This window comes from Streptomyces sp. NBC_01478 (assembly GCF_036227225.1).
Taxonomy (GTDB): Bacteria; Actinomycetota; Actinomycetes; order Streptomycetales; family Streptomycetaceae; genus Streptomyces.
Window position 1 is genome coordinate 9,456,070 of sequence record NZ_CP109444.1, and the last position, 18,225, is coordinate 9,474,294.

Consider the following 18,225-nt stretch of genomic DNA (forward strand, 5'->3'; position numbering starts at 1 on the left):
TACAATCAGAAATAACATGCGGGCGGCTGGTCAACGGGGACTGTCGCCGAAGGAGGCGTGATCATGACGAAGCGTTGGAAGCAGCGTCCGCCGGGCTCTACGTGGGGCGATTGGGGCGAGGACGACGAACTGGGCCGGATCAACCTGCTCACCCCCGAGAAGGTCCTCCAGGGGGTCCGCGAGGTCGAGCACGGGATCAGCTTCAGCCTGAGCCTGCCGCTCGACTATCCGGGCGGGAGCGAGCTGAACCAGCGGCGCTACCCTCCGATCCTGCGGCCCACCGAGGACCTGGAACACAAGCAGGACGTCTTCTACAACATCAAGGCGCGGGAGCACTTCTCGCCGCACCTCAGGGACGTCTGGTCCGACGACGTGGTGACCCTCTGGCTCCAGTACTCGACCCAGTGGGACGCACTCGCCCACCAGGGCCAGGAGTTCGACGCCGACGGTGACGGCGTCGAGGAGGCCGTCTACTACAACGGGTACCGCGCGGACACCGACATCGTCGGACCGCAGGAGGACGCCAAGGGCGACGGCAGCGGCACCCTCGGCTTCGCCCGCCACCTCGGCCTGGAGCACATGGCGGAGCACGGGGTCCAGGGCCGGGGCGTCCTGGTCGACCTGGCCCACCACCTGGGCAACACCTGGCAGCCGGTCAACCTGAAGACCCTTCAGGAGATCATGGCGGCGGACAACATCGTCGTCGAGCCCGGTGACATGCTCCTCCTGCACACCGGTTTCGACACCGCCGTGATGGCCTGGGGCAAGAACCCGGACCCCGTGGGGATCCACACCACGGCCTCCTACCTCGACGCGTTCGACCCGGCGCTGCTGGAGTGGATCGCCGAGTCGCAGATCTCGGCGCTGGTCTCGGACAACTACGCCGTCGAGGGCGTGGGCGTCGGCCCCGAGGACAACACCCCGCACTCGCTGCTCCCGATCCACAACCTCTGCCTCTTCAAACTGGGCGTCCCGCTCGGCGAGTTGTGGTACCTGGAGAAGCTGGCGGCCTGGCTGCGCGAGCACGACCGCAGCCGCTTCCTGCTCACCGCGCCCCCGCTCAACCTGCCGGGGACACAGGGCAGTCCGCTGACACCGGTCGCGACCGTCTGACCGCCTGACAGCCGCTACGACGGGAAGGGCCCCCAGAATCTCTGGGGGCCCTTCCCGTCGTGGAACCGCTTGCTTCAGACCGCGGCGATCCTCCGCACCGTGTCCGCGATCGTGTCCCGCGACGGCAGCCAGACCCGCTCCAACGAGGGCGCGTACGGCGCCGGGACGGACGGCGGGGCCACACGGGTGACCGGGGCGTCCAGGTGCCAGAAGCCCTCGTCGACGGCCATCGCGGAGAGTTCGGCGCCGACGCCGAAGTCCCGTACCGCCTCGTGCGCGATGACCAGGCGGTTGGTCTTGGCGAGGGAGGCGAGGACCGTCTCGCGGTCCAGCGGGGCGATCGTGCGCAGATCGATCACCTCGACGCTGATGCCCTCACCGGCGAGCAACTCGGCCGCGGCCAGGGCGTCCTGGACCATCCGCGACCAGGAGACCAGGGTGAGGTCGGTGCCCTCGCGGATCACCTTGGCCTTGCCGAGCGGGACCAGATGGTCGGCCGGGGGCTTGGGGCCCTTGAGGCCGTACTGGAGGCGGTTCTCGACGAAGACCACCGGGTTCGGGTCCTGGATCGCGGCGCGCAACAGGCCATAGGTGTCAGCCGGGTTGGAGGGCATCACGACCGTCAGGCCGGGGATGTGCGCGAGCAGCGCCTCCAGGCTCTGCGAGTGCTGGCTGCCCGAGGAGCGGCCCGCGCCGAACTGGGTGCGGACGACCAGGGGCATGGAGGCCCGGCCGCCGGTCATGAAGCGGAGTTTGGCGGCCTGGTTGAGGAGCATGTCGAGACAGACGCCGATGAAGTCCATGTACATGATCTCGACCACCGGCTTCATGCCGGCCATGGCCGCCCCCACCGCCGTACCGACGATGGCGCTCTCGCTGATCGGCGTGTCCCGCACCCGGCCGGGGAAGGCCTGGGCGAGTCCGCGGGTGAGGCCGAAGACGTTGCCGCCCGCGCCGACGTCGATCCCGGCGACGAACACGCTGGGATCGGCGGTCAGTTCATGCTCCAGCGCCAGTCGTACGGCGTCCATGGACCGGAAGATCTCGGCGTCGGCCGGGAGCGGCGCGGGCTCGGCGACGGCGAGGCGGGGGGCCGAGACGTAGTCGTGCAGGGTCTCGGGGGCCGGCTCCGGCAGGCTCCGCGCCCAGTCGATCGCCGCCTCTATCTCCTTGTCGATCTCCTCGTCCACGGCGTCGGCCGCCGCCGCGTCCAACTGGCGGCGGGCGATCAGCAGCGGGTCGCGCTCCTTGGCGGCGGCGACCTCCTCGGCGGGGCGGTAGCGCTCGGGGTCGCCCTCGTAGTGGCCGTGCCAGCGGTAGGTCTCGGCTTCGAGCAGGACCGGACCGCCGCCCGCGCGCAGCCGCGCGACCAGCCCGGTCATGGTCTGCGCCACCGCCAACACGTCGTTGCCGTCGACGTGTTGGTACTCGATGCCGTATCCGGCGGCACGCGCGGAGAGCGGGGCGCGGTGCTGCTCGGACTCGGGGGAGAACTCGGAGTAGTGGTTGTTCTCACAGAGGAAGACGACCGGCAGATCCCATACGGCGGCCAGGTTCACCGCCTCGTGGAACATGCCCTGGGCCACCGCTCCGTCCCCGAAGAACGCCACCACCACGTCACCGGCCGCCCGGAGCTTCGCGGCGGTGGCGACCCCGGCGGCGATCGGGAGGCCGGCGCCGACGATGCCGTTCGCGCCGTAGATCCCGAGGCCGGGGTCCGCGATGTGCATCGAGCCGCCGCGGCCGTGGCAGGTGCCCGCGTCCTTGCCCATCAGCTCGGCCATCATCGACGCCGAGTCCAGGCCCTTGGCCAGGACGTGGCCGTGGCCGCGGTGGGTGGAGGTGATGCCGTCGCGTGCGCCCAGCGGCCAGCAGGCGCCGACGGCGCTCGCCTCCTGGCCGATCGACAGATGCAGGAAGCCCGGGATCTCCGTCGCCTTGTACAGCTCGGACGCCCGCTCCTCGAAGCGCCGGATGCGGCGCATCCGGCGGTACATCTCCAGGAGCCGGTCGGGCTGTGCGGAGCCGGTGCCGGTGTGGTGCGATGCCTGAGTCATACGGTCCTCGCTTTAATGTACCGTTTGGTCTAGCAAACTAGAGCGACGTCCCCGGATCCGCTTCCCCCGGGCGTGCCGTGACACGGCGCCCGTGCGGACCCGGGACAGCACGCACGTCGTCACAGCCAGGGGAGAGAAGACATGCCACGACCGCCGGGTCATGGGCCGGGCTTCGAAGTCAGACGCCAGAAGATCATCGACACCGCGGCGTCCCTGTTCGCGCAACAGGGCTACGCGGCGACCTCCATCAACGACCTGGGCCGCGCGGTCGGGCTCGCCAAGGGAGCCCTGTACTACTACATCGGCTCCAAGGAGAACCTGCTGATCGAGATCCAGTCGCGGGTGCTCGGCCCGCTGCTGGCCCGCGCCAAGGAGATCGCGGCCCTCGACGAGGTGCCCCTGCTGCGGCTGCGGCTGCTGTCCGAGTCGCTGCTGACGATCATCTTCCGCCGGCTCGACCACATCTGGGTCTACGAGCACGACTACCGCAGCCTCAGCGGCGACGAACTGGAGATCGTGCTGCGGCAGCGCGCCGACTTCGAGCACCTGATCACCGGCCTGCTCACCGAGGCCGTCGAGGAGGGCAGCTTCCGCGCGGTCGAACCGCACCTGGCCACCCTGCAGTTCCTCAACCTGCACAACCACACCTACCAGTGGGTGCGTCCCGGCGGCAGTTGGGACGCCGCGTTCCTGTCGGGCGAGTACTGCTCGACCCTGTTCCGCGGTTTCGCCGCGTCCGTCGGCGACCTGCCCGATGTGGAGGCGCTGGCCACCGAGTTCAAGCGGGCCAGGCCCGAACTGCCCCTCGATCCCGAGGCGTTGTGGGAGTCGGAGTCGGTCTCCGTCGCGAGCTGACCGGATCCGCGGTGCGCCGCCGCTTCGGCGCACCGCGGGACCCGTCGCCTCACGCGCCCTTGACGAGGGCCTTGGCGATGACATTGCGCTGGATCTCGTTGGTGCCCTCGCCGATCTCCAGGATCTTGGCGTCGGCGTAGAAACGGGAGATCTCCGACTCGCGTACGTAGCCGTACCCGCCGTGGATCTGAAGTGCCTGCGAGGCCGCCCGGTTGGCGACCTCGGAGGCGTACAGCTTGGCCATCGCGGCCTCCGTGCTGTGCGGGCGGCCCTGGTCGGCGAGCCACGCGGCGCGGTAGACCATCCAGCGGGCCGCCTGGTACTCCGTACCGATGTCGGCGATCTTGTGCGCCACGGCCTGGAAGTCCGACAGCGGACGCCCGAACTGGTGCCGTTCCTTGGCGTGTTTGATCGCGAGGCCCAGCGCCGCCTTGGCCAGCGAGAGCCCCAGCGCGGCCACGCTGATCCGGCCGCCGTCGAGCACGGACAGGAACTGCCGCAGGCCGTTGCCCTCCTCGCCGATCAGATGGTCGTCGGAGACCCAGCAGTCGGTGAACACCAACTCCCTTGTGTCCATGGCGTGCCAGCCGAGCTTCTTCAGCTTCGCGCCGACCGTGTAACCGGGCGTGCCCGTCGGGACGTAGAAGGTCGCGTAGCCCTTACGGCCGTCCGCGCCCTTGCCGGTCGTGGCCAGCAGGGTGACGCCCTGGCTGATGTCGGTGCCCGCGTTGGTGATGAACATCTTCGTGCCGTTGATCACCCAACCCCCGTCCGCCCGGCGGGCGGTGGTCGCGATACCGGCCGCGTCGGAGCCGGCCTCCGGCTCGGTCAGCCCGAACGCGCCGATCGCCTCGCCCTTCGCCAGGGGGGTCAGCCAGCGGTGCTTCTGCTCCTCGGTGCCGTACGCGAGCAACGGCAGCGTGCCGATCGTCGAGTGCGCGTTCCACGAGGAGGCCACCGACTGGTCGGCGGCGCCGAGTTCCTCCATCACCGCGACATAGGTGACCGTGTCCGAGCCCGCCCCGCCGTACTCCTCCGGCACCAGCATGCCCATCAGGCCGAGTTCGCCGAGCTTGGTGAAGATCTTGGTGGGGAAGATCTCGTTCTCGGACCACTCGGCCGCGTGGGGCGTGATCTCGTTGGCCGCGAACTCGCGGACCATGTCCTGGAGAGCGAGGGTCTCCTCGGGCAGGTCGAAGTCCATGTCACAGTCCCTTCGGGGTCAGCAGCACCTTCAGGTGCTTGGCCCGGTCGGCGGCCAGGTCCTCGAAGACACCGGCTCCTCCCGAGAGCGGAAAACGGCCGGTGATCAGGGCGGAGGCATCCAGTCGTCCGGTGCTCATCAGATCGATCACGCGCGGGATGTCGAAGTTGTAGCCGAGCGTGCCGACCACCGACCGCTCGTAGAACACGAGTTGGCCCATGTCGAACTCGACGCTGCCGTGCCCTACCCCGGCCAGCACGACCCGTCCGCCGCGCCGGACGATCGAGACGGCCTGGCCCGCGAGGGCGGGCACGCCGGTCGCGTCGATGACGACGTCCGGGCCGATGCGGTTCGTTCGCACGAACACCTCGCGCCGTACGTCCGTCGCACGCGGGTCGAAGGCCTCGGTGACGCCGATGCCGAGCAGCATCTCGCGGCGGCCCGCGAGGGGTTCGCTCACGAACAGGCCTGCGGCGCCCGCGATTTGGGCCGCGAGGACGACGGCTACGCCGATCGGGCCGCCGCCGACCACGAGGACGTTGTCGCCCGGCTTGACCCCGGCGCGGGTCACGGCGTGCAGCCCGACCGCCAACGGCTCTGCCACGGCGGCGAGTTCGTCGCTCACGTTGTCCGGGAGGCGGGTCAGGCCGGCCAGCGGGACGGTGACGCGTTCTGCGAAGGCGCCGGGGGAAGCGAGGCCTACCGAGCCGCTCTTGGGGCAGATGTGGTACTCGCCCCTTGTGCACCAGAAGCAGGTGCCGCAGCGCCAGACCGGGTCTGCGGTGACGCGGTCTCCGATGGTGATGCCCGGCGCGTCCGCTCCCAACGCGACTACTGTGCCGCTGAGTTCGTGGCCCAGGGCGAGGGGTGGCTTGGTGCCGGTGAGGGGGTGGGGGCCCTCTCGGATCATGTGGGGGCCTTCTAGGTACTCGTGCAGGTCTGTGCCGCAGACTCCGCACCACGTCACCTCTACGACGGCCTCGTGTGGGGCGGGGTCAGGGGGTTCGGCGACCTCTTCGAAACGCAGATCTTGTGCACCGTGCCAGACGAGTGCCTGCATGTTTTCCGCCCCTTTCGTATCGTTTTTGTCTGCGGGCCCGGTGGGGGCTGGTCGCGCAGTTCCCCGCGCCCCTTAAGGGGCGCTTTTCTTACGCCTGTTGAGAAATGAGCGGAGGCCCGTCGTTGCGTCCTCTGTGCCGAACACGCCTGTGAACAGGGAGCGTTCAAGAGCCAGGCCCGCCGCCATGCTTGCGTCCGTGCCGTGGTCGACCGCCTCTTTGATCGCTTCCAGGGCTGCCGGTGGGCCCTCGGACAGGAGGCGGGCGTAGGTCTGGGCGGCCTTCAGGGCCTCGCCCGTGGGGACGACCTCGTCGACCAGGCCCAGTCGTAGCGCCTCCTCCGCCTTGACCCTGCGGCCGGTCATCAGGAGGTTCTTCGCGCGGGACGGGCCGATCAGGCGGGACAGGCGTTGGGTGCCGCCGGAGCCGGGCATGATGCCTAGCTGCACTTCCGGCTGGGCGAAGACCGCGTCCTCTGCTGCCACCCGGTAGTCGGCGGCCAGGGCCAGTTCCATGCCGCCGCCGAGGGCGTAGCCGGTGACCGCCGCGATCACCGGCATGGGCAACCGCGATACCTCGTCGAAGGTGCGTTGCAACGCGCGGTTCCAGCCCCGTATCTCCTCCGGGCCCATCGCGGCCAGGGCCTTGATGTCGGCGCCCGCGGCGAAGAGGCGTTCGCCGCCGTAGAGGACCACGGCCCGTACCGCGGGGGAGTCGGCCAGCTCGCGTACGCGGGCGGACAGCTCCTCTCTCTGCGGGGAGTCGAAGGCGTTCATCGGCGGGTTGTCGAGGCGGAGCGTGACGACCGGTCCTTCGGTGTCCAGCCGGATGCGTGGCACGTAGGAACCCTCCTCGTCGGTGGAAGCGGCGGAAGCGGCGGCACGTGCGCTCGGGTGGTTGTCGATGTGCACGTGCCGTCGTAAAGTGCGGCTCATAGGTTTTATAGACCAAGGGGTACACTAAATTATGTGAGTGGGCAACCGACCGGTCGGGATCCGGTTTGCCCCATGAGCCGTGGTCGAGCCGTGTTCAGCGCCGAACACCACAGAGCGAGAGTGAGCCGTGCACAATTTCGCGAGCATCCTCGATTACCACCTGGCGCAGCGGCCCGACGCCGTGGCCGTCGTCCAGGACGAGCGTTCTCTGACCGTCCGTCAACTGCACGAGCGCGTGAACCAGTTGGCGGCGGGCCTGGCCGAGCTGGGCGTCGGGCGCGGCGATGTCGTAGGTCTGCTGCTCTACAACCAGCCGGAGTTCCTGGAACTGGTGCACGCCACCAACCGGCTCGGCGCGGTGTTCCTGCCGCTCAACTACCGCCTCTCCGAAGAGGAGTGGCAGTACATCCTGGGGCACGCCCAGGCCAAGGTGATCGTCACCGAGCCGGAGTTCGTCCGGGCGGTCGAGCGCAGCGCCGGGTGTCTGACGGATCTGGAGCACCGGATTCTGATCGGTGGGGGCGAGCCGCCCGAGGAGCCGTGGACCGACTACGAGGAGTTGCTCGCCCGGCACAAGGGGGAGCGGGTGGAGCCCGTGGACGTCGAACTCGACGATCTTCAGCGGCTCATGTACACCTCCGGGACCACGTCACGTCCCAAGGGCGTTCGCATCACCTACGGAAACCTCGAGGCCAAGAACCTCGCGCACATCGTCCACTTCGGTCTTACGGCGGCGGACACCACGCTGGTGTGCGGCCCGCTCTATCACGTGGGCGGTCTGGACATGCCTGCCCTCGGGGTCCTCCACGCGGGCGGGAGCGTCGTACTTCAGCGGAAGTTCGATCCGCAGGGTGTCCTGGACGCGATCGAGAAGCACCGGGTCACCAACGTGTGGCTGGCGCCCGCCATGGTCAACGCGGTGCTTGAGGTGCCCAACCGGGAGGAGTACGACACCAGCTCGGTCCGCTTCATCCTCGGTGGTGGCGAGAAGACTCCCGAACCGGTGCTGCGGCGCGTCATGACCGCGTTCCCCAACGCCTGGTTCGCCGACGCCTACGGCCTGACCGAGACCGTCTCCGGCGACACCTTCCTCGACCGCGAGCACGCGCTGTCCAAGCTGGGCTCGGTCGGGCGTCCCGTGCCGCACACGCGCGTGCGGATCGTCGACGACACGGGCGTCGAGGTTCCGGCCGGTGAGCTCGGCGAGATCACCCTGCGCGGGCCGAAGGTCTTCGCCGGGTACTGGCGGGACGAGAAGGCCACGGCGGCGGCCCTGCGGGACGGCTGGTTCCACACCGGCGACATCGGGCACGTCGACGAGGACGGCTTCCTCTACATCGACGACCGGAAGAAGGACATGATCGTCTCGGGCGGCGAGAACATCGCCACGCCCGAGGTGGAGCGCGTGCTGTACGAGCACCCGGCCGTTCTGGAGGCCGCCGTGGTCGGGCTCAACCATCCCCGCTGGGGTGAAGTCCCGCGCGCGTTCGTGGTGTTCAGGCCCGGCGAGGGCGCCGGCGCGGAGGAGCTGCGGGAGTTCTGCCGGGCCCGTCTCGCCAAGTTCAAGGTGCCGGCCCGCTTCGACATCGTCGACGAACTGCCCCGCACCCCGTCCGGCAAGGTCCTCAAGCGGACCCTGCGCGACATCCCCGCGGAGGGCTGAGTCATGGCGGCATCGAACGACGTGAATGATGTGAATGACGTGAATGCCCAACTCCGGCTCGACGGGCGGACGGTGTGGGTGACGGGTGCGGGGAAGGGACTCGGGCGGGCGATCGCCGTCGCGCTGTCCCAGGCGGGTGCCACCGTGGCCGCAACGGCCCGTACCGCGGCGGACCTTGAGAGCCTGGAGGCCGAACTCGCGGCCCACGGCGGCAAGGTGCTGGTCCTGCCCGGCTCGGTCGCCGACTCCGCCGCCGTACGGACCATCGTCGAGCGCATCACCGACGGCACCGGCCGTCTCGACGCGGTCGTCAACTGCGCCGGTACGAGCCCGCACTTCACCCGCAGCGAGCGGGTCACCGACGAGGACTGGCAGCAGGTCCTCGACGTCAATCTCCAAGGCACCTTCTACTGCTGCCGCGAGGCCGGCAAGGTGATGCTGGAGCAGCGCTCGGGCTCGATCGTCAACGTCTCCTCGGTGCACGCCCGCACCGGCTTCGAGCGGATCGCCGCCTACGCGGCCAGCAAGGGCGGGGTCGAGGCCCTCACCAAGTCCCTCGCCGTGGAGTGGGCCGATCGCGGGGTGCGGGTCAACGCCCTCGCGCCCGGCTACTTCCACACCGACCTCAGCTCCGGCCTGCTGGCCAGCCGCTGGGGTGAACGCATCGTCGACAGCACGCCGTTGGGCCGCGTCGGCGACGTGGCGGAACTCGGCGGCGCCGCCGTCTTCCTCGCCTCCGACGCCTCCCGCTTCGTCACCGGCACGACCCTCACGGTGGACGGCGGCTGGACCGCGCGGTAGCGCCCGCGCTCACTGGTCCGGGACGGGCCGCACGGTGAGCATCTGGAGCGCGTGTCCCACCGGGCCGTCGACGTCGTGCAGCACGGTGCTCGTCAAGCCCTGCCCGGTGGGTCCGAAGGTGACCGTCGTGTCCAACCCCGTCCAGTCGCCCTCGGGTTGGCGGTGCAGATGGACCGTCAGGTCGACGTTCGGGTAGATCCAGGCGGTCGGCGGCTGTCGTACGGCGATGCCGTTCGCGGTGTCGACCAGCGCGAGGTAGGACGCGAGCGGACTGGCGGGCTCACCGGCGACGAGGGCGTGCCGGGTGGAGATCCAGGCGGTCGTACGGCCCGGCCGTGGCGGCGCGAGCGGTCGTACGTCCACGGAGGCGATGTAGCCGCCGGGCCAGAGCGCGCTCATCGCCCAGGGGGCCAACTGCTCGGGAGGGGTGAGCCGTTGGTCGGGTCCGCCCGCGACGCCGGAGGTGTCGACCGTGGCGAGGAACCAGGCCCGGGCCCGCACCACCGGCCGGTCGGCGACCAGCACCACGGCCTCGACCAGCTCGATCGTGCGGCCGGGGCGGACGGTCTCCACCCGGATCTCGCACTCGTCGAGGGCGAGCCTGCCGAGGATGTCGTAACTGATCCGCGACAGCACGAGACCGCTCTCCGGCCGGGTGGCCCGCTCGCGCTCCATGGCATGCACGACGAGCCCGCCGAGCGGGCTGAAGTGCAGCTCGGCGGGGTCCCAGGCGCCGCCCGCGTGGGCGGTGGGCTTGTAGCGGTGCTCGTCGATGCGCTCGTAGTAGCCGGCGGGGACCGGGGTTCCGGTGTTCAACGGACTTCTCTCCCAAGGCTGTTCCGGCCGTGCGTGCGATGTTCCGGTGACCACTCTGCCACCTGCGGAAAGGTCCGTACCGGACGCGTCAAGTGATGGATGAATGCGGCCGGTCCGGGTGAGGCCTGCGGTCGGATCCTGAACGGAAGCCTCCCCGCAGGCGCCCGCATCGGCGAACTGCCGTTCATTCGGCTTCAGTTGTTGACGGCGGGCGGGGGCGGGACTACAACCCGGGGAGAGCGCTCCCAACCCCACTGAGGAGACCCCCCATGCAGATATCCGCCAGACCTCCGACCGTGGCCGTACGCTCCCGTACGGCTCTCGGTCTGGTCGTCGTCCTGATCGTCGCCTTCTTCGCCGCCCTGTCGCCCTCGCCCGCGCGCGCCGCCGACCAACTGCTGTCCCAGGGGCGGCCCGTCACCGCGTCCTCGACGGAGAACGCGTCCTTCCCGGCGAGCGCGGCCGTCGACGGGAACACCGGGACGCGCTGGTCCTCCGCCTTCGCCGATCCGCAGTGGCTGTCGGTGGACCTCGGCTCCGTCCAGCAGCTCACCCGCGTCTCGCTCACCTGGGAGGCCGCGTACGCCACCGGCTACCAGATCCAGACCTCGGCCGACGCCAACACCTGGACCACCGTCTACTCCACCACCACCTCGACGGGCGGCACCCAGAACATCGCCGTTACGGGCAACGGGCGCTACGTCCGCGTGTACGGCACCGCCCGGGCCACCCAATGGGGCTACTCCCTCTGGGAGTTCCAGGTCTACGGCCCCGGAAGCACCACCCCGCCCGACGATTTCTGGGGCAGCACCAGCGACATACCGGCGGCCAACAACGCCGTAGAGGTGAAGATCCTCAACCGCACCAACGGCAAGTACCCGGACAGCCAGGTGTATTGGAGCTTCAACGGGCAGACGCACTCCATCGCCGAACAGCCCTACCTCGACATGCCCGCCAACTCCGCGGGCCGGATGTACTTCTACCTGGGCTCGCCCACCAGCTCGTACTACGACTTCATCGAGTTCACGGTCGGCAGCAACGTCTTCAACGGCAACACCACCCGGGTCGACGCCTTCGGCCTCAAGCTGGCCATGCGCCTGCACAGCAAGGACGGTTACGACACGGAGGTCGGCGAGAACCGGGCGACCTTCGCCGAGGACCGCGCGACCACCTTCCAGCGGTTCACGGACGCGGTGCCGGCCCAGTTCAAGGTGCTGGCCCAGACGCAGGCGCCGTACCGGATCATCGCGCCCGGCAGCGACGCGAGCTTCCGGGCGGGGGGCGCCAACGCCAACTACTTCACGTCGTACGCCCAGTCGGTCGGCGTGAACGCGGCCACCTCCGACATCTTCGGCTGCGCCGCCTCGCTGGCGGCCGACCCCAACATGTGCGCCGCCCTCAACCGCCATGTGGCGACCCTGCCGGCGTCGCAGCAGTCCGACCCGGCGCAGTTCTACAAGGCGGCGCCCGCGAACTACTACGCCAAGTTCTGGCACGACAACGCCATCAACCAGTTGGCCTACGGCTTCCCTTACGACGACGTCGCGGGCCAGTCCTCCTTCATCTCGCACGCCAATCCGCAGTGGCTGCTGGTCGCCGTCGGCTGGTAGGCACGGCACATCGCGGAACACGGCACATCGCGAAACGGGGCCGCCCTCGTCAGGAAGGGCGGCCCCGCTTCATGGGGTGATGGTCGGGGTTACCGGACGTTGATCGTGAAGGTGGACGTGGTGTTGCGGATGTCCTGGGCGTTGCCGCTCATCCGCAGGTTGACGAAGGTGGCCGAACCGACGGCCGGTCCCTGGCCGGGCTCGGGCAGTTCGTTGGCCCAGATGCCCCACCCGGACTTGGCGTCGAACGCGTCTCCGCTCTTCTTGGAGTTGGTGATGGAGATGTCGGTGAAGATCGTGTCCTTCACCGGGAACTGCGGTTGCCCGCCCACGTAGTTGGTCTGGAACATCACTCCGCCGTAGGTGGAGTTGTCGATGTCGACGTCGTTGACCCGGATCCCCTGGAAGACCTTCGAGGCCGAGAACGCCCAGATGGCCGGGAAGACCTGTGAGCCCCAGAAGTGGCCGCCCGTTCTGTCCAGGGAGACGTTCTCGATCGTCGTCGGATCGGTCCCGAAGCCGTTCATCGGGTAGCCGAAGTCCAGCGAGGAGATCGTGATGCCGGAGTAGACCAGGGTGTCGGCGACCCTGATGTTGCGGAAGGTGTTGTTGTAGCCGCCGTAGACGGCGATACCGGCCGCACGCCAGGTGAGCGTCGAGGTCAGGTTCTCGTAGAGGTTGTTCTTCTCGTCGGCGCCGCCCGCGTCGATCGCCGAGAAGAGGGCGAAGCTGTCGTCGCCCGTGGCGCGGGCGTCGTTGTTGACGACGTGGTTGTCCGTGGAGCCGTTCGTCATGTTGATGCCGTCGGCGAACGTGTCACGGATGCGGGAGTTCTTGATGGTCATGTTGTCGGTGTTGGCGCCCCAGTACAGGCACACCATGTGCTCGACCCAGATGTCGTCGATGGTGATGTTGGAGACGTTGGAGAAGTCGAATACCTTGCCGGGACCGTCGATTCGGGAGGTGTAGTTCCCGAAGTAGGCGAAGCCGGTGAACGACGAGCCGTTCGCGGTCGCCTCGGCCCGGAAGCCGATGTCGGTGTTCTCCTGCGAGGCGGGGGCGTGGAAGCGGGTGAACCACGACCCGGCTCCGACGACCTTGACCGCCTTGCCGTAGACCTGGAGCTTGCTGGAGGTCTCGTAGTCACCGGCCGGCAGGTAGACGCCGACGAGCTTGCCCGTGGTGTCCATCCGGACGGTGTCGAGGGCGTTCTGCACGTCCTGCTGGGAGAAGCCGGCCGGGACCGCGTAGGCGGCCGGGTCCGGGTTCGGGACGGCCGTCGCCTGTTCGAGGTTGATGAAGTCGACGGCGTAGGTGGAGGTGTTGGCCGCGTCCTTCTGGAGGCGGATCTTGGAACCGGCCGGAACCGTCCTGCCCAGCAGGAGGTTCGCCTCGTCGTAGATGTGGCGCGGGGCACCGGAGCCCGGCGTGTTGCCGGGTGCGGTCTCGTTGCCGTACAGCCAGGCGTACTTGGAGGTCAGGTCGATCGCCTTGAGGAACTGGCCGTCGACGTAGACGTCGAGTGTCGTGGTCGTGCCGTCCGGGATCTCGAAGCGGGTCACCAGGGTGTTGGTGGCCGCGCGGGTGGTCCACTCGACGTACTGGCCGGTGGAGTTGAGGGTGACGGCCTTGCGGCCGCTGGCCTCGCCGGCGATGTCGCCGATCGTGCGGTTGGGGCCGACGACCGCGGCGCCGCCGCCGACGGTGCCGTCCTCCGCCTCGTACATGTCGTACGGCATGTCGGCGCCGCGGCCGACGAACAGGGGTTGCGTGGTGGTGTTGTTGGTCCGCTTGACCGGGAGTTCGTTGGCGTCGTCGGCGATGACCGTCTTGACGGAGAACTTGCCGTTGACGGCCGTCCACGAGCCGAGGGAGACCGGTGCGGTCGTCTGGCCGGCGGCGATGGTGCCGCTGTAGGAACCGGTGAGCGTCTTGACGGTGGCGCCGTTCGCGTCCAGGACCGTCAGCGTGACGCCGTGGGCGCCGGAGGCCGAGTCGACCGAACCCTGGTTCTTGATCGCCACGGTGAACGTGACGTTGTCGCCCGCCGAGGCGCTGGACGGGGTCCAGGCGACCGGCGCGGCGACCAGGTCGGAGCTGGAGACCGGCTTGACGACGAGGGGGGCGGGGGCGGTGAAGACGTTGTTGCCCTCGTTCTGCTCGATGACCTTGTTGGACGGGTCCACCTCGGCGCCGAGCGGGTAACTGCCCGCGTCCCGGGTGCCGATGCTCGCGGTGACCGTCGTCGACGCGCCGGCCGCGAGGACCGGGACGTCCGCCGTGGCGGCCTTCGTACCGCCGAGCGTGAAGTTCAGGTCGGTGGCCTTGGAGGCCTTGCTGCCGCTGTTGGTGACCGTCGCCGTCAGGCTGATGGCGTCCGACTCGACCGGCGCGGCGGGGGAGTTGGTGATCCCGGTGACCTTGAGGTCCGGGTTGGCGGCCGGGGTGCCGATCACCTGGAACTCGGCCACCTGCCCGCCCGGGGCACCGGTGTTGGAGGCGAACTTGAGCTGGATGTCGGCGGCGGCGCCGGAGACCGGGATGGTCACCGTGTTGCCACTGGCCGGGTTGAAGACGTAGTCCTTCGCGGCGACGAGACTGGTGAACGCGGTCGCGTCCTGGTCGCGGCCGAGCACCTGGATGTTCTGCGTCCGCGTCGACCACGCGGCATCGGGGTTGAGCTTGACGACGACCTGGCTGAGGTCGGCGTTGGCACCCAGCTTGGTGGTGAGGGTCGCCGGGTAGGCGCCGCCCCCGCTCTCCCAATAGGTCGCGATCTGGCCGTCGTTGGCGTTCGCGGCGACATAGGTGAAGGTGTACGAGGAGGCCTCGATGGGCTTGCCCTGCGCGAGGTCGGAACCGGCGCCGTTGCCGGCCCGGGTGACGCTGTTGCTCGCCACCGACACGTTCCCGGCGGCGTCCTTCGCCTTCACGTAGTAGGTGACCGTGGCCGTCGCCGACGGGGTGTCGGTGTACGAAGTGACGTCACCGGCAAGGGACTTGACCACCTGGTCGTTGGCGTAGACGTCGTAGCCGGTCACCTGGACGTTGTCGTTCGACGCCTGCCAGGCGAGCTTCACGTCGTTGCCCGACTGCGTGTAGGCGAGGTTGCCGGGCGCGGTGGGGGCCTGGGTGTCGCCTGAAGACCCCTTGCGGGTGACGCTGTTGCTGTTGGCGGACACGTTGCCCGCCGCGTCCTTGGCCCGCACGAAGTACGTGATGTCGCTGCCGGCCGGCTGGGTGTCCGTGTACGTCAGGACGTTCCCGGCGACGCTCGACCTCAACTGTCCGTTGGCGTAGACGTCGTAGCCCGTCACGGCGGTGTCGTCGGTGGCCGCGGTCCAGTTGAGCTCGATCTGCCCGGTGGCCGGCTCGATGTAGCTCAGATTGCCCGGCGCGGTGGGCGCCTGGGTGTCGCCGGTCGCCGGTCCGTAGACCTCCAGCTCGGACGCCTGCCCGGCGGGCCAGCCGGTGTTGGCGGTGAACAGCGCCCGCACGTACCGGGTCGTCGTCGTGTCGAAACCGATCGTCGCCGACTGGTCGTTCGTGCTGTCGAAGGTGTACGCCTTCGATGCCGTCAGGTCGGTGAAGTTCGCGTTGTCGGTCGAGCCCTGGACCTTGAAGGTCTGGCTGCGGCTCGGCCAGCCGCTCGGCAGCCGCAGGGTCACCTGGTTGATCTTGACCGACGAGCCGAGGTCGACCTGGAGCCACTGCGGGAAGGCGTTGTTCGTGCTCTCCCAGTACGTGTTGCGGTTGCCGTCACCGGCGTTGGCCGCGCCGTACACATCGGCGTGCCCGCTCTCGCTGAAGGGCTTGCCCTGGGCGAGGTTGGGGGCCGAGGCCGCGGCCGTGAGAACCTGCATCTCTCCCAACTGGGCGGTGCCGGCGACCGAGTTGGCGCTGAAGTCGGCCCGCACGTACCGGGCGAGGGTCGAAGGCACCGAGATCTTCACGGTGTTGTCGTCGCCGGGGCCGAAGACGTACTGCGCCGACGTCTTGAGCGTGGCGAAGCTCTTGCCGTCGGCGCTGCCCTGGAGCGCCAGCGTCTGCTTGCGGGTCGCCCAGCCTTCGGGCAGCCGCAGCACGACCTGCCGGACACGCTCGCTCTTGCCGAGGTCGGTCTGCACCCACTGGGCCGACTTCTTCCCGGCCTGCCAGTAGGTGTCGGTGTCGCCGTCGGTGACGTTGGCCGCCTTGTGGCTGCCGCGGGTGCTGCCGGCCGAAGTCGCCTTGTCCGCGGCGGTGTTGGGACCACCGGCCGCGTGAGCGCCGACGGCGGGCAGGCCCAGCACCATGACGGCGGAGGCGAGCGCGGCGATCGCCGCGCGCCGCCTTGGAGCTCTCTGCTTGTGTCGAGTCGGTCTGGTCGGTCGCGTCATACGGGATCACTTCCTGCGGAGGCTCGCGCGCCGGTGGGGCGGCGAGGGCGGCTCGTTCCTGGGGAGTGGTGCAGGAGCAGAAAGGTGCGGGGTGGAGCGGAGCGTGATGCCTCTGGGAGCCAGAATTTTGCGTTGTTTCATCGAAATATTGCAGAGGGGTGTGAGTGGGTCTACCTCTGGAACAGCGCAATATTCACCAGAAGCGCTCACCGCCTGCTGGTAGCGGCTAGGCGGGCTTGCGTTCACTTGCGACCAGGGAATGAAAGTGAACGCAAGTCACGCAAATTCTTGCGTGATCCGTATGTCGTGGGTGCTTCCCGGCGGATTCATGGTCAGGCGAGGACGCCCACCCGTTGCCGCTCCGCCTCCGCGAGGCGCGCCGAGCGGGTCCGGGTGCCGAAGGCGGCCAGGGCGATCGCGCCGAGCAGCCAGGTGCCGGCGATGAAGGAGAAGACGCTCTGGTAGCCGTGGCCGTTGTAGAGCGCCGCGACGATCAGGGGGCCGGCGGCGTTGGACAGGCGGCCGAGGCCGTAGGAGACGCTCGTGCCCAGCGAGCGGCTGCGGGTGTCGAAGAGCTCGGGGGAGTAGGCGTAGGCGAGGGCGGTGTAGCCGCGTTCGAAGAGGTTCACCAGGAAGCCGAACACGACGATGAGGACCGGGTCGAAGGTGAGGCCGTACAGCAGGCCGCAGACGGCGATCACCGTGCCGAACGCGACCAGGCACCATTTGCGCTCGAACCGGTCGGTGACCAGGGAGGCCAGATAGCAGCCGAGTGGTGCGCCGACGGTGGTCAGGGCCACGTAGAAGACGGACTTCTCGACGCTGAACCCCTCCTTGGCCAGCAGGGTGGGTGCCCAGCTCGAGTAGCCGAAGAAGCCGATGGTCTGCGTCATCCACAGCACGGTGAGCAGGAGCGTCGGGAGCAGGTACTTCCGCTGGAGGAGCAGTCGCAGCGGTGCCTTGGGCGACGGCTTTTCGTCGATCGGGGGAGCGGGCTCGGGAAGGGGCCCCTTCTCCGCGGCGACACGTGCCTCGATCTCCCGCAGGACCGCGTCCGCCGTGGCGTGGTCCCCCCTGCTCTCGAGCCAGCGCGGTGACTCCTTGAGGTGCCGGGTGAACAGGACGAGCAGGATGCCCAGGGAGCCCCAGAGGTAGACCAGCCGCCACGACCAGTCGTTGAGCGGTACGACCGCGCTGGCGATGAGGTTGGTGACGGGTGTGCCGCAGATGCCGATGGCGATGGCGTACGCCTGGTACTTGCCGCGGGTCGCCGACGGGTACATCTCGTTGACGTAGACGACTCCCACGACGGTCATCGCCGACAGGCCGGCCGAGGTCAGGACGCGGAAGACGCCCAGGGACACGAGGTCCCAGGAGAACACCGCGGCGAAGGACGAGAGGCCGAAGAAGAGCGTCGTCCACAGCAGGGTCCGTTTGCGGCCCCATCGGTCGGCGAGGGAGCCGGCGACGATCGCCCCGATGAACATGCCGACGAACGACAGCGAGGTGACGTAGGCGATCTGGTCGACCGTCACGCCCCACAGCTTGATCAGTTTCGGAGCGGTGGTGGCGAAGCTGTTGATGTCGGCGAACTCGAAGAAGTAGGCGAAGGCGACGGCGAGCAGGGTGACTTTGTGGAACCGGGAGACCGGAAGCCGGTCCAGCCGGTTCAGCGCGTTGGCGTGTTGCATGAGCGGCCCTTGTCGAAGTCGGGGAGGAGGGAAGGGAGTTGGG

Annotated in this window: 12 protein-coding genes; 5 read left to right on the plus strand and 7 right to left on the minus strand. The window is 69.0% G+C overall.

The features are described 5' to 3' along the window. The first annotated feature begins 63 nt into the window (after positions 1 to 63). Positions 64 to 1,113, plus strand: coding sequence for a cyclase family protein (locus OG223_RS42365; RefSeq protein ID WP_329260941.1), 1,050 nt, complete (start codon positions 64 to 66; stop codon positions 1,111 to 1,113). A 74-nt stretch (positions 1,114 to 1,187) separates the two neighbouring features. On the opposite strand, the gene OG223_RS42370 is transcribed toward OG223_RS42365, so the two are convergent. Continuing rightward, the gene (locus OG223_RS42370) at positions 1,188 to 3,170 is read right to left on the minus strand and encodes an alpha-ketoacid dehydrogenase subunit alpha/beta (RefSeq protein ID WP_329260944.1); all 1,983 of its coding nucleotides are present in this window, start codon (positions 3,168 to 3,170) and stop codon (positions 1,188 to 1,190) included. 141 nt (positions 3,171 to 3,311) lie between these two features. Between OG223_RS42370 and OG223_RS42375 the strand changes: the two genes are divergently transcribed. After that, positions 3,312 to 4,025 (plus strand): TetR/AcrR family transcriptional regulator, encoded by a 714-nt coding sequence (locus tag OG223_RS42375; RefSeq protein WP_329260948.1) that lies wholly within the window; start codon positions 3,312 to 3,314, stop codon positions 4,023 to 4,025. Positions 4,026 to 4,074: 49 nt separating this feature from the next. Here OG223_RS42375 and OG223_RS42380 read toward each other — a convergent pair whose 3' ends face one another. The 3 genes from OG223_RS42380 to OG223_RS42390 all read right to left on the minus strand — a co-directional run bounded on the left by OG223_RS42380 (position 4,075) and on the right by OG223_RS42390 (position 7,222). Continuing rightward, positions 4,075 to 5,229 (minus strand): acyl-CoA dehydrogenase family protein, encoded by a 1,155-nt coding sequence (locus OG223_RS42380; RefSeq protein WP_329260950.1) that lies wholly within the window; start codon positions 5,227 to 5,229, stop codon positions 4,075 to 4,077. Position 5,230: 1 nt separating this feature from the next. Then, the gene (locus tag OG223_RS42385) at positions 5,231 to 6,289 is read right to left on the minus strand and encodes a 2,3-butanediol dehydrogenase (RefSeq protein WP_329260953.1); all 1,059 of its coding nucleotides are present in this window, start codon (positions 6,287 to 6,289) and stop codon (positions 5,231 to 5,233) included. 72 nt (positions 6,290 to 6,361) lie between these two features. Beyond that, positions 6,362 to 7,222 carry an enoyl-CoA hydratase/isomerase family protein gene (locus OG223_RS42390; protein WP_443073796.1) on the minus strand — a complete coding sequence of 287 codons (861 nt, stop codon included), beginning with the start codon at positions 7,220 to 7,222 and terminating at the stop codon, positions 6,362 to 6,364. A 127-nt stretch (positions 7,223 to 7,349) separates the two neighbouring features. Between OG223_RS42390 and OG223_RS42395 the strand changes: the two genes are divergently transcribed. Next, complete coding sequence (locus OG223_RS42395) at positions 7,350 to 8,885, plus strand: acyl-CoA synthetase (RefSeq protein ID WP_329260956.1); 1,536 nt, start codon at positions 7,350 to 7,352, stop codon at positions 8,883 to 8,885. 3 nt (positions 8,886 to 8,888) lie between these two features. Next, on the plus strand, positions 8,889 to 9,686 hold the full coding sequence (locus tag OG223_RS42400; protein ID WP_329260958.1) for an SDR family NAD(P)-dependent oxidoreductase: 798 nt from the start codon (positions 8,889 to 8,891) through the stop codon (positions 9,684 to 9,686). Positions 9,687 to 9,695: 9 nt separating this feature from the next. On the opposite strand, the gene OG223_RS42405 is transcribed toward OG223_RS42400, so the two are convergent. Beyond that, positions 9,696 to 10,502 (minus strand): thioesterase family protein, encoded by an 807-nt coding sequence (locus OG223_RS42405; RefSeq protein WP_329260961.1) that lies wholly within the window; start codon positions 10,500 to 10,502, stop codon positions 9,696 to 9,698. Between the two features lie 269 nt (positions 10,503 to 10,771). On the opposite strand from OG223_RS42405, the gene OG223_RS42410 reads away from it, so the two are divergent. Further along, on the plus strand, positions 10,772 to 12,112 hold the full coding sequence (locus tag OG223_RS42410; RefSeq protein ID WP_329260965.1) for a beta-1,3-glucanase family protein: 1,341 nt from the start codon (positions 10,772 to 10,774) through the stop codon (positions 12,110 to 12,112). A gap of 89 nt (positions 12,113 to 12,201) precedes the next feature. Here the strand turns inward: OG223_RS42410 and OG223_RS42415 are convergent, their stop codons facing one another. Both OG223_RS42415 and OG223_RS42420 read right to left on the minus strand, forming a co-directional pair. Beyond that, positions 12,202 to 16,407 (minus strand): discoidin domain-containing protein, encoded by a 4,206-nt coding sequence (locus tag OG223_RS42415; protein ID WP_329265771.1) that lies wholly within the window; start codon positions 16,405 to 16,407, stop codon positions 12,202 to 12,204. Between the two features lie 416 nt (positions 16,408 to 16,823). Then, positions 16,824 to 18,182 (minus strand): MFS transporter, encoded by a 1,359-nt coding sequence (locus OG223_RS42420; protein ID WP_329260968.1) that lies wholly within the window; start codon positions 18,180 to 18,182, stop codon positions 16,824 to 16,826. Positions 18,183 to 18,225: the final 43 nt, after the last annotated feature.